Here is a 12781-nt window from a genome sequence, read left to right as displayed (position 1 = left end):
TGAATGTATGGTATATAAAAACAGCAACGTGTCGATAAAAATAGGCTATACCAAAAGGTATAGCCTGCGAGGTTGGTTGCAACGTTCAGCGTTCTGGGAGAGAGGGTCAGGGCTTTTGAGTTTTGTCAGTCAACAAACCACCTCTGAGGTGACTGCAAAACCTCTGCTCAAGGCGTGCTTCAATTAAACAGTTTGAGCAACGTTTGTAAATGTGAGAGGAACATTTAACGGCCATTGCTTCCCTTTGTAAAATAAAAACTGGCAAACCTGCATACCACCATATCGAAACGATGCCTCAAAGGATTGCAGATAGAGATACCACATACGAAGGAAACGCTCATCATACATTGGAGACAGTGCTGCAATGTCGGCTCGGTTGCTCGTCAGATTGTGTGCCCATCGTTTCATGGTTTCGGCATAATGGGGCTTGAGGTTTTCGCAGTGGGCGATCGACAGTTTTGCTGCCCACAACTCCTGGGTTAGCTCGTGAAGCTGTGGCGCATACCCACCCGGAAAAATATATTTAGCAACCCAGGCTGCATTCCGTTCATTGCTCTGGGTACCAATGGTATGCAATAACCCAACTCCATTGGGGGTTAAAAGGTCTGCGGTCTTTTGCATGAACGTGGCAAAGTTTCCCTTACCCACATGTTCAAACATGCCGATGCTGACAAACTTATCATATTGTCCCTGTACCTCTCGGTAATCGGCAATGATAATTTTAATTTGCTCGGATAAACCTTTTTGTTCAATTCGTTCCTGCGCTAGCTTCGCCTGTTTTACACTCAGTGTGATGCCTGTTCCAGAAACGCCGTACCGTTCCGCCGCATAGATCAGCATTCCGCCCCAGCCACAGCCAATGTCTATCAGAGATTCTCCCGCCTGTAGCGCCAGTTTTTGGCAAATCAATTCATACTTTTGAAGCTGCATTTGTTCCAGCGAGTCTGTCTCTTGAATGCGATAACCGCAGGAGTAGGTCATGGTTGGATCAAGAAAGCGCTGGTAGAAATCATTTCCCAGATCGTAATGGTGCTGTACGTTCTTGCGGCTGTTTTGAATCAAGACAGGTAACGTTTGCAGACGTTGAGCAATGACTTTAAGCGCAAGGGCGATCGATACATTTTTGCGGGCTTTGGCATATACATTGCTGCGATGAAACAAACCAATCAGTTCAGCAAGATTATTGTTTGCTTCATCCCACCAGCCATCCATGTAAGCCTCACAAAAGCCAAGCGTGCCAAAGGCCAGAATTCGCTCGTAAGTATTGGGGTTGTGAACAATGAGGTGTAGAGCTGGAAAAACATTAACGTTTCCAAAATGAAAGTCCTTACCCTCCGGGTTCGTTACCGTGAGATTACCCGCTTCAATTAAACTGAAAAGCTGATAGAGATAGCGTTCTCCAGCCGGTAGATTGCTGCTGCGATCGCTCAACTTTGCGAATCCCGCCATATGGTCAACCACCTGATTTCAATGAACTTGCTGTTTTAACGTGTGTTGCTAATCCTACAGTTTCTAAGAATCGAATGGTGAGCCAAACCAGATCCAATTCCCACCAGCGCCAGCCAAACCGCGCCGACGACTGAGACGCATGATGATTGTTGTGCCATCCTTCACCAAAGGTCAGCAATGCCACCCACCAGCAGTTTGTAGAGCGATCGTCTACATTGTGAGTGCGGTAACCTAACAGATGACAAACACTATTAACAAAACAAGTGCTGTGAAAGCAAACAAACAGGCGCACAAAAATACCCCAAACCACAAACGGCATTCCGCCCAATCCGTACAGCGCCAGTGCTAGCCCCACCTGAAGGAGAATATAGTGCTTGTGGCAAAATCGATAGAACGGATCGTCTGCAATATCTTTGGTGAAACGGCGCAACTCTGAGCGGGTGGGAACCTCATGCATCAACCAACTGATATGGCTCCACCAGAATCCCTGAGTTGAGTTGTGTGGATCAGCCGGAGAATCAGCATACAGGTGGTGCATCCGATGATAGCCCACCCAGCCCTTCACTCCACCTTGAGCGGCTAATGTACCGCAGAGAATGAAAAAATACTCTAACCACTTAGGAACTTTAAAGCTGCGGTGGGTCGCAAGACGATGGAATCCTAGAGAAATACCCAGCCCCATCGTGAGCCAGTAGAGAACGATCGCCACACCGACGGCTGACCAACTAAAATTGGCTGGCAAAAATGCGAGTAAGGCTGCTAAATGGAGAGCGATCGTAAAGACAATCACAGTCCAGCGGGGACGGGGCGAAACAGAATGAACGTCAATCATGCAATTAATCTTCCTCACAGTTGGCTTCAAAGGTACTTCAGTTTGAACAGAGTTCGACCTACGGCTTTTCATAGACCGCTGGGTTGGAACTCGTCCCAACGCTGGCGTACCTGGTTATAACATTCAGTTGGTGAAATAGTGAGATGGTGCAGCAGGTTAATATCAACCTCATTGTTTCCGCTCACTAAAACGACAATCGCTTCCGATGGATTGTAGGTGGCGATCGCCACCCTGCAAGCGGCGATCGCGTCTTGCTCCATTTTTAGAACCGATACGTTAGCCGTTGTCTCTGCCTGCGGAACAAAGGAGCGATTAAATAGAATACGATCAGTCCTCCAATCTACAGATGGGGAGATGGGTGTGGTAACATTGCAAACCACAAGTCCGCGCCCAAAACTCAGATAACCATCCCAGGCCGTGTAGCCAATCAACAGAATGTTTTGGTGAATAAATAAATTTTGCCAATAGCCAAAGTTTCCCTGCCAAACGGTATCTTTAATTTTCACGCGCTTTTCTCCCGCAATACTTTAGCCGCTTGCATCATGGTTCTTTCAGGATAAGGAGCAATGGACGTTGCTGCCGCCCCTTCAAAGCTTTCGTTCGGCTGGACGATCGCGTCGCAGCCTGGAATTGAGGAGGATCGGGAAGGATGCAATATACGAACAGTTCAAGGATGCATAGACCTATCCAGCAATGCCAAACGATTCATCATGCCTCTTCAACCCACTGAGCAACACTCATGCGGGGAACCGTAGTTTCAGGCAAATAGGGCAGAACCCGCACCAATGGACTACGTTGGGCATTTTTTTAAATCAAAGGAGGTTAAACAGCACTGGTTGTGACTCGAATCGCTCCTTCGTCTGGCTTGCCGCAGGCGCTCAGCCTCCAGTTCTGGCTTCGACGTGAGCGCTCAGCCGAACGGAAACTTTGAAACAGTAACTGGCTCGAAAGTTCCCTGACGGGGCAGATTTAAGGGGCGATCGCAACACATTGGCTACGGCTCAAACATCCTCTTACAGCCATTTTCATTTGCATTCACCCCACACCAAACCCTACACCACACACCCATCGTGGCGAGACTGTGGCTGACTCGATTGAGAACTGCTGTAAAAGGGGCATCCAGACCTGGAAAAGAAGCAGGACGGCAAAGCCACCGTAGAAAAGCTAAACAGACTATCATCCGTACCTCGCAGATGAAAAACGACAGGGTTGCGATCGGCGGGCATTCTGGCTTGGAGAGTGTTGAGGTTTGAGCGTTGCTAATTGCAGGCACGACTGTTGTAGGGGAATTAGCATTGCCCCTATAGCAGCAATGAACACGCCGCTTTCATACCGACATTTAGTAACGCCGAGGTTAGAGATGGATCGATTAACTCACAATTCATCACTCATCACTTCTTTTACAGTTGCGGGACAGCGCCGGATTTGCACCGAACTTTCCCCCTTGCGTCTGATGGCTGTTCCCCACCAGAACCGATATCACTCTAGAGAGTAGCATGGTTCAGTTAAACCCGCTTTACCGAACGACAATCTTGTGTGCAAGAAACCCCTGGGTGCGATCGCACCCAGGGGCTACAGGTCAATAAAATTTGACTGGCGTTGCTGAATTGTAGGATGAAGTCGTTCTTCCAATCTCCCAGTTCTGGGTAGCTGCCGCGCCAGCAACCTTCCGCAGAGTTTGGGGATTCAGGGGCTATCAGAGATAAGACTTCTCAAAGAACCATGCTCGCATTCAGCAATGCCCCCTATCTCTACGCTTCAACCACCACTCGGTTGACCGGGTACGCTACACACGCGAGTACATAGCCTGCTTTTTGGTCTGCCGCTGTGAGTGCCATTGGGGGCGTATCATATCGAACCTCTCCCTGGGAGGCATGGACTTTGCACGCACCGCAGGCACCCACCCGGCAAGCATTGCGAATTTCCACCCCTTCCTGCTCGGCCAATTCCAAAATTGACGTATTGCCGTCGGCGGCTACTTCCTGTCCAGATTTAGCAAAGCTAATGGCTGGATCGCCAGCCGGAGCCGCAGCCGGAGCCGCAGCCGGAGCCGTCACAGGAATAGTAGCCGTCATGGCGGCTGGAGACAGAACCTCGGTAGGGGTTCCTTTACCATTGCGAGCCGCAGCCGGTGGCGGCATTGGTCGCACTCGCGCCGTGGTTGAGGACGCAGCAACGGCAGCGGGTGCCTTCGGCGGTGCTGCCTTTTTGCCACCAAAGCTTTCTTCTTGGTATTTCTCCATTGGATAGTTCATACCTTCCAGGGTCGATTTCACCCCTTGCATGAATCCATTGGGACCACAGACAAAGACGGCGCGATCGTTTAGATCGGGGGCAACCATGTGCAGCATCGATTCGGAAATTCGTCCGGTGAACCCCATCCAGGGCTGCCCCAGGGTGGGCTGAGTCATGGTTACGGCTAAACGAAAGTTGTCTAGCTGGGCGGCCATAGTTTCCAGTTCGCCGTGGAACACAATGTCCTTGGGCGTACGGGCACTATGGAGAAAGACAATGTCGCAATCGGCGATCGTATCTTGCACCCAGCGCGACATCGACATCATGGGCGTGATGCCGCTTCCGGCTGAAATCAGCAGCATTTTGGCTGGCAAGTTGGGTAAGCAGGTAAAGTGTCCCATCGGGCCACCGATCAGCTTGACGCGATCGCCCACCTTGAGATGATCATGCAGCCAGTTAGACACCAATCCAGGAGGCAGATCGGTCTGATCTGCTGGCGCAGGCACTCGTTTCACGGTCAGGCTGAGATGGCATGGACGGCTAGGAGACGACGAGATCGAATAGGGGCGAATCACTGATTTCCCATCAATCTCTAGCTTCAGGTTGGCAAATTGCCCTGGCTTGTAGCTAAACAAAACCGATGGTTCCGCTATGAAACAGAACGTCTTCACATCTGCCGTTTCGTCAATGATGCGACTGCAACGGCAGACCAACTCCTCATCCGTCCACGGTTTTTCGGTCAGCATACAAGCATCTCCCAACATTAAGTCTGAGCCAGAGGCAAAGGGAGTCGGAGGTGATACCTCCTCTACATACAAAAAGGTTTCGCCAATTTGAAGCAAATCCCCTGTATGCAGCAACCGATGATCATTGGCTGAAATAACTTCACCATTGAGAAGTGAACCGGAGGTGCTGCCCACATCAATAAAGTGATACGCATCACCCTTGAAGACAATCCGCCCATGTACCCGACTCACCTCTGGGCTAGGCAGCACAACGTCACATGTATTATGGCGGCCAATGCTCCATTCCATTTGGTCGGGACGGGTTTGGTCAAGGTGATGTTTCTGAAACTGCTGCTGCTCAAAGTTAACTGATTTTAGTCTCAACATGGCGTACCAATCCTCCTGTCACAACTCTCTGTAGTGCCATAGAAATGCTTTAGAAACAGTGCATTCGCGTCTTACCATCGTCGTCGTCCAGATGTGGAGGACGCATTGCCTGGGCGATCGTTACGTAGCCGTTTGGCGATCGTTTTAGCCAGGGTCGCTGCATCATGATGCTCCGCAGACACTTCATGGGTTTGGGCAGACATCAATAGCTCTGGATGGGTCGCGGCGATCGCTTCAATGGTGGCAAAGTGGTCAGAATCTTTGATCTGAAGGTCTTGCCGCAACTTGGCGAAAAAGTCATAACTGCCGGGAACATCAACCACTCGCTGTTCTAACAGGTCTTCCATAATCTCGGTGTAGGATTGCAGCCGCAACTGTTGAGAGTAGCCCGACAGCACCTTCACCAGGGTATAGACCTCATCAGAGGAAAGATCCTCAACAAACCGTCCTTCTAACAAGCTGGTGTCGAGCTGAAGCTTTTGAAGCTGCTTGCGTAAGCTGGTAGACATACTCTCCCGCTCATACTGAGCACGGGTGCGGCTAAAGGTGCGGAATAACCACATCGAGCCAACCAGGACGACGACACCATTGAAGGCCAGCACCCCCATGGGAGGTAAGCGGTTCAATGAAGGACGAGCGCCGTAGGAAAAGAAAGTCCAGAACGAGGCAATCGTGAAGATGGTAAACGCAACATGTTGGGCTTGCAGTGCCGATACCGTGCGGCCACGCCATGATGCAAAGGTGCGATACTGCTTCTCCAAAATCCACCCGATTGTGAAGGTGATTGCAGTTAACACGGCAAATGTAATGTAAACCGCTACCGCCTTGGGAATGGGAAGAACCTGACCATAGATATAGAAACCGGGGTCAAATATCTTCGTAATCTGGTCTTCTTCATGCGTCCACGCACCTGTAAAGTAATAGTCCCAGTTACCGGCGTAGAGGAAATAATACAAGTAGAACGCGATCACCATCCCCAGGTAGCCATACTGCACCAACCGCCGACCTGGTTTGTTTAACTCAGTCCAATAATTTTTCTCGGCATCAATGTCGATGCAGGGCATTTTGCAACTCACACAAGCGCTGCGCTCCTGCTTGGTGGCGGGGTCAACGGTGCGACACATGGATTGAGTAATGGCTGGCTTTTGTTCCAGATGTGCCTGACTACCCAAGAGCGCTCGCGGCCCGGTATAAACCATCTGCACGGGTGCCATCGGGCAAAAGTACTGACACCAGCTTTTGCCGGCATACAGATAGCCCACTATAATCGCGCAAATAATGGTGCCAATTAAAAAGCTGCCCAAGGCGACGCGATCGGAGTTGACATACAAAATCCGCAAACCCAACCCCAGGAAGAACAGCCCAAACTGAACATAGAGATGGTTTTTTCCCAGCCACGAGTTTTCGCCAATGGTGACTAACTCGCGACGAACTTCACCTGTCAGGGGGTCAACCACCTGCCGTCGCCGCTGAATCCCCAACGCTCTTGGAATTTGAGAGAAGAAGGAGAGTGGGCAAATTCGCCGCCACACTTCATGCCCAAACACCAGCAAGATAAAAATACCGGATGGCACAATCATCGCCCACCAGATCAATGCACCCATCGCAAAGGGTTGTTCTGGAACGCACGCCTCCCGAATTTTGACACACCGCTCTGGGTCAAGATAAATCTCGGGCTTTAGGCGAAACGGACTGTCCAGGTTGGTTGGTAGTGTAAATGCTGGCGTAATGGGGTCATAAAACAAAGACGCAATTAACAGAAGCCAACCGATGGCCAACAGCCAGCGGACGCGATGCATTGTTTTTTCTGAAACTTTATTCAGCATAGGTACCACGGTTTCACGATGATGGTTAATGTCACTCCACTCGCCGCCTATCGCAGGAAATCAACACCTTACTGGGGAATGAAACGGTTTTAGCGGATGCTTTGAGCAGACCATGTAATACGGTTCAAACATCCTCTTGGGGAAGTCAAGGCAACACCCACCCCTTCTGCTTCCCTGTGCCGGAACGGTTTTAATGAACCTCAGCACGACTCATCTGCCAAACTTGTAGCTGTTGCTCTGGACTCCAACTCACCAAATATCGATGGTTGGAGCTGAGTACAACCTCCAGATTTTGTCCCAACGCTTCTGAAACAGTTGACATCAGTTGTCCGGTCTTATCCCACACCCGAATGTTGCCGTTGTCGTAGACTGTGACAATATGCTGGTCACTTAACATGGCGGTCAGCGGTTTGGCAGAGTCTTCCGAAAACACCCGCACCAACTCCTCACGTTTGAGATCCCACTCCAACGCCCGATCTTCACCAAAGCTGAGCAGGGTTCGCTCGTCTACCACCTGAAGCCCAATAATGGGAGCGGTGTGTCCGGCGAAGGTGCGCTCTAGCTGCCCGGTTTGCAAGTTCCACACTTGAAGTCGGCGATCGCTACCCGCACTAATCAGACGGTTTGGCGTGGCACCATAGGCTACTGCCGTCACAGCGGCATTGGGAATCTTCAGCGTGTGTAGCAAGGCTCCTGTCTGCACATCCCAGAGGCGCAACATCCCGTCTTTGCTGCCGCTCACTAACGTCCGGGCGTCGGGACTGATGGCCACCGATGTGATCGCCTGCGGATGCTCTGTAAACGAGCGGACGAGACTACCAGAGGTTGTGTTCCACAAGTGTACGGTTCGATCATCCCCGCCGCTCACCAACAGGGTGCCGTCTCGACTCATATCCAGAGCCGTGATGGTGCTGGTGTGTCCAGATAGCGAATGGGTTAGCGATCCGGCAGGCAGATCCCACAACCGCAAGACATGATCGGTACCTGCTGTAATGAGCTGCTGATTGTTGGGGGCAATCAGCATTTGCTCGATCGCACCGTTAACTGGCAGATCGCGCAGCAGAGTCAGGTTCATGTTGGCATTGGCTGGGCGAGAGATGTTGCCTATCCACATCATGGCTGCCCCAGCCTGGGCATTGAGACCAGAAACATGCCCCCCTACCGCCAACCCAGCCACAACCGCCACGGCTGCCAGCGGTTTGATCATGGGTTGTAGCGATCGCAGTTGTTTGGGCAGCATCCACGGCGTAGCGGCGCGTTTTTTGGCAAGCGACAGCGATTGCAGCGCGTTCAGCACTTCATCAACCGACTGGTAGCGATCGCGAGCTTGACGGCGCACCAGTCGCTCCAGAATTGCAATGAACTTTGGCTCAATGGATTGCCCAATCAGGTGATCTTTCCATTCCAGTTCTCCTAAAATCGGATCTGGCTGAAACTGTTGGGGGTGAATGCCGGTCATCAGGTGGATTACCAAAATTCCCAGGGCATAGAGGTCACTATTCAGCCACGATATGCCTGCGTGCTGTTCTTCTGGCATATATCCTGGTGTACCAATAGCCAGAGGGGCATCGTCGCTGCTGGATTTGATCTGGGAAGTATTGTCTGCGTGAATGCACGCGGCTCCAAAGTCAATTAACACAATCTGACCATCGTGATGGCGACGAATTAAATTACTCGGTTTAATATCACGATGGATAATGCGATGGGTGTGGATATGCCCCAGCACAGGCAATACTTCCAGCAGCAGGGCGATCGCCATGTCTGGTGTTAAGCGTCGTCCTTGAGCCACCACCGTCCCCAGGTTTTCACCCTCAATGTATTCCTGTACCTGGTAAATCTGGTCTTGCTCATGGCAGTAGGCAAACAGCTTGGGAATCTGAGTGTGATGTTGCCCTAGCTGATCCAAAATTCGGGCTTCGGTTTCAAATAACCGCTGTGCAGTTTCTTTGGAAATTGTGCTATCGGGTGATACCTTGAGAAATTTGACAACGCATAATGGATGATGCGGAAGATATTTATCTCGAGCCAGATACGTCTCGCTGAATCCACCCGCACCTAGCTTCTTTAAGATGAGATACCGTCCGGTCAATAGTTGCCCAATCATGCCAAATTAAACCTTTAGTACCGTTGTTTCTCAGCCGATTTCACCGCACCGTCCTGGCGGTTCTTCTCTAAACGCGCACTCACAGTAACGGTTAGACGATTCAGTTTATGAACAGATACCAACCCATCTTTTAACCCATTGAATAGACCAACAATAGGGCTGTGATAGTGCGGTTGCGCCAGTTTTGCGCCAGTTTGATGATGTGTTGCAGTTCCCTCTGCGCTCCCTTTCTAGAGCGAGTGGGCAATCCCTGATTCTTTAGTTTCGTTGGTCAGTTAATTCAGTCAATGTGGCAGATGATGACCGACCTGAGTAACCCTAATTCTACCCTCAGCCGTATGGCAAGATGCAGCTAACGTCCTTTAATCTATAGCAGTTAGAACGAACAGTTGACTGTTAATTGAGGCACTGTTGTTTGAAACACTGTCACTTGAGTATCAGATACTTGAGTACAGGCAAACCTGCTGTAGTTAATTGGAACCAAACACGATGTGGTGTTCTAATTAGTTAAAACACTCTGAATTGTAACAGACTTAATTCCAATTCACCACTGAAATCGATCGCCGAACTGCGATTATTCAGGGTAAACGACTGGAAGGTAAGTGAGAGTATCTTACCCTGTGATTTCAGAAAATGACCGAAGGACATACGCAAAACGATTAAAACCCAGGAAGATACCTCGAACCGGATGCTGCACCTGCTACAACCGAAGAATGCTCCCTCCCCTCACTACAGGCGATCGCCCCCCTCATCGGGATAATGACCTCAAAAGGTTGTGTTCAACCGTTTATAGCCATCCTGAATCTGCTATGCCCCATACTAACCCAGAGGTGAAACAGCAGGAAGAGAAACGGGAGAAAATGACGCTGAGAACGGAAATTGTGAAGATAGCATGAAGACTTGTGAAGAGTTTCTGTACTTTAACGTTAGCCGAAGTAAATAGAACCAGTGTCCTGCTGGACATCACAACTCATCTTGTACTATCCCGTACGCGCCTATGAAATTAGTGTCAGCTTGTCCAACCGCTTCTGCTCCGTTTGAAACGTTGGGTTGAATGTATTGATGCGCTGCATTTGCCCCTCAAAGTCTCCAACCTTTGGGACTTCCGAGCCAATTCTGTTTCAGCGTCTCCCCGCATTGAGGGCTGAGCGCCTGTGGCAAGCCATAAAGGGGACGGTTCGAGTCACAATCAGCACCTTTAAACCATCCCCTGAGGGTCTACCGCAGCCAAGTCAACCCAGATCAGGCAGCGGCTAAGAGCAGTAATTGCTCGCGCTACCATCAATTGACTACACAACCACACAGTATAGATAGTGCCGATTTGAAGTCAGGATAGAGGTGTAAGGATACAGTAGGGATGGTCTCTAATTTCTGGAATATTCCTGGGATTCAATCTAAGCAATCGTTAGATGTTTTGGCACAATCACTAGGATCAATCTGCATCTACAACGAACAGGGACAGGTCGTTTATGTTAATCGCAGCTTTCTAGAGTTGGTTCGAGTCGATGCTCAAGCGATCAACTTTTTTAATTATTTTCCAGCAACATCACCTCGGCGACTGGCATGGCTCAAACTTTGGGAGAAAGCGTTATCCGGCAAGGAAACCACTTTTCTGTTGAAAGGGCAAGACCCCGGTCAGGTTGTCCAGTGTTCCTTGCAATTTGGTTCTGATGCCCGGTTGATGTTTCTAACCGCCAAACCAACCCATCGAAACCAGGCTATTGAACAGGTAACTCAAGCGTATGAAACGCTCCTGTCGGTTCTGTTTAACCACTCTGGCGTGGCGATCGCCCTGATGGATGTGGCTCATGCTCCAGCTCAATGTAACCAAAATCTGCACGATTTGTTGGGAACAACTGCACATGAAAACATTGTACTGGAGCAGTTTATCCACCCAGATGATGTTGGTATTGATGCCGAGTTGAAGCAAAAGCTAATCAACGGCAGCATCCATTCCTATACCGTTGAGCAGCGGTTAGTCACCAAAAGCAATGATGTGGTTTGGGTAAATGCCAGCGTGTCATTAATTGAACGCCCCAGCGATAGCCATCGCAGCCAGAAACAGATTGCGGTTCTATTTAAGGATGTAACAGAAACGAAGAAAATCTACGATGCGTTAATTAGAACCGAAGGCAAGTGGAAGACGTTTGCTCTCAACAGCCCGCATTTGTTCATCCAAACCAGCCGCACAGGTCAAATTATTTATGCGAGTCCGGCGGTAGAGCGAACGCTGGGCTTTAGAGGAGAAGAATTACTGGATCAACCTATCGCCGACTTAATTCATCCCAATGATCTTAATGAGTTTAAGCGAGCCTTAAGACAGTGGGCGATCGGAGCTGAATCAATTCCACGCGGTGTTGAATCACAATGGAAAACTCAGTCGGGTGAATGGGTTTATCTGTATAGTCAAGGGCAACCCTTTCCACTCGCCTTGAATATTGATGGCATTGCGATGAGCGGGTATAACATTACCGATCGCAAACGATTAGAAGCCCAACTAAGCGCCCACAACGAAACGGGGTCGGGAATCAAAGATCTACAAAACAGTCATCAGCGAGTCTAGAATTCCAGGTGGACCGTACGATCGCATGGTTTTCGCGTTGGGATAACAGTCGGCACCTGGGTTGTCTGACCGCACCGCCAGGGCGCGAGCATCGTCAAACTTCGCGCCTTGGCCAGTCCCATCGGCCAAGCGTAGCCAATGCAGGCACAAATTGCATTTCAGTAGGGTCATCAATCCATCAACCGTTGGCATGGTTAGCTGAAGACTAGCTGAATGCATGTATCAATGCTTGGGATGTCCTGTCTTCGATCGCCCCCTTCCCCGATCATGGGCTTCAACGGCTTCAGCGTGAGCGCTCAGCCATCGGCAGACGACAGCAAAATGCATGGAGGTGTCTCGCTGTCTGGTAGTCTCTCTATCTGGTAGTCTCTCTATCTGGTAACAGAGAAAACAGACTGAACGTAGCAACAATATGTAATATTGAATGAGTGTAAAACGTTTTACAATGATCGCTTGCCCTGCTCTCGCGAGTAACCGGCAAGCAGTCCCAATGGCAACCTAAAATAGATTGCCAGATTTAACATGAAGTAGTGGTTTCCTGTTAAAAATTAGGGTAGATTTTTGGTAGATGAACAGCGAGATTATCAAAAAAGCCCATAGCAGGTCTGCAAAAAGCAGTTGTTTAGGCATACTTTAACCCGCGATTCTCAATTACAAAAA

10 protein-coding genes and 1 riboswitch are annotated in these 12781 nt (G+C 49.8%); of the genes, 2 read left to right on the top strand and 8 right to left on the bottom strand.

Going from position 1 to position 12781, the window contains the following annotated elements:
• Positions 1–183 precede the first annotated feature (183 nt).
• The 7 genes from IQ268_RS16055 to IQ268_RS16025 form a co-directional block, all read right to left on the bottom strand.
• The gene (locus tag IQ268_RS16055) at positions 184–1449 is read right to left on the bottom strand and encodes a class I SAM-dependent methyltransferase (RefSeq protein ID WP_193880947.1); all 1266 of its coding nucleotides are present in this window, start codon (positions 1447–1449) and stop codon (positions 184–186) included.
• 4 nt (positions 1450–1453) lie between these two features.
• Positions 1454–2281, bottom strand: coding sequence for a fatty acid desaturase (locus IQ268_RS16050; RefSeq protein WP_193880944.1), 828 nt, complete (start codon positions 2279–2281; stop codon positions 1454–1456).
• Positions 2282–2349: 68 nt separating this feature from the next.
• A complete protein-coding gene (locus tag IQ268_RS16045; RefSeq protein ID WP_193880942.1) occupies positions 2350–2787 on the bottom strand; it encodes a hypothetical protein in 438 nt (145 codons plus the stop codon).
• Positions 2784–2936, bottom strand: coding sequence for a hypothetical protein (locus IQ268_RS16040; protein WP_193880940.1), 153 nt, complete (start codon positions 2934–2936; stop codon positions 2784–2786). Before IQ268_RS16040 ends, IQ268_RS16045 begins: the two co-directional genes overlap by 4 nt.
• Before the next feature lie 544 nt (positions 2937–3480).
• A riboswitch (cobalamin riboswitch) is annotated at positions 3481–3774 on the bottom strand.
• 258 nt (positions 3775–4032) lie between these two features.
• Positions 4033–5628, bottom strand: coding sequence for an FHA domain-containing protein (locus IQ268_RS16035; protein WP_193880937.1), 1596 nt, complete (start codon positions 5626–5628; stop codon positions 4033–4035).
• A gap of 71 nt (positions 5629–5699) precedes the next feature.
• On the bottom strand, positions 5700–7454 hold the full coding sequence (locus tag IQ268_RS16030; protein ID WP_193880934.1) for a hypothetical protein: 1755 nt from the start codon (positions 7452–7454) through the stop codon (positions 5700–5702).
• A gap of 190 nt (positions 7455–7644) precedes the next feature.
• Complete coding sequence (locus tag IQ268_RS16025; RefSeq protein WP_193880931.1) at positions 7645–9558, bottom strand: serine/threonine-protein kinase; 1914 nt, start codon at positions 9556–9558, stop codon at positions 7645–7647.
• Positions 9559–10271: 713 nt separating this feature from the next.
• Between IQ268_RS16025 and IQ268_RS16020 the strand changes: the two genes are divergently transcribed.
• A complete protein-coding gene (locus tag IQ268_RS16020) occupies positions 10272–10454 on the top strand; it encodes a hypothetical protein (RefSeq protein WP_193880928.1) in 183 nt (60 codons plus the stop codon).
• A gap of 461 nt (positions 10455–10915) precedes the next feature.
• Positions 10916–12121 (top strand): PAS domain-containing protein, encoded by a 1206-nt coding sequence (locus IQ268_RS16015; RefSeq protein ID WP_193880926.1) that lies wholly within the window; start codon positions 10916–10918, stop codon positions 12119–12121.
• Here the strand turns inward: IQ268_RS16015 and IQ268_RS16010 are convergent.
• The gene (locus IQ268_RS16010; RefSeq protein WP_193880923.1) at positions 12095–12340 is read right to left on the bottom strand and encodes a hypothetical protein; all 246 of its coding nucleotides are present in this window, start codon (positions 12338–12340) and stop codon (positions 12095–12097) included. The genes IQ268_RS16015 and IQ268_RS16010 overlap by 27 nt on opposite strands.
• Between the last annotated feature and the right edge of the window lie 441 nt (positions 12341–12781).

Source organism: Oculatella sp. LEGE 06141 (genome assembly GCF_015207605.1).
In the GTDB taxonomy this organism is placed as follows: Bacteria; Cyanobacteriota; Cyanobacteriia; order Elainellales; family Elainellaceae; genus Oculatella.
The sequence above is the reverse complement of the archived record's forward strand: the minus strand, read 5'-3'. Positions and strand labels throughout refer to the sequence as shown.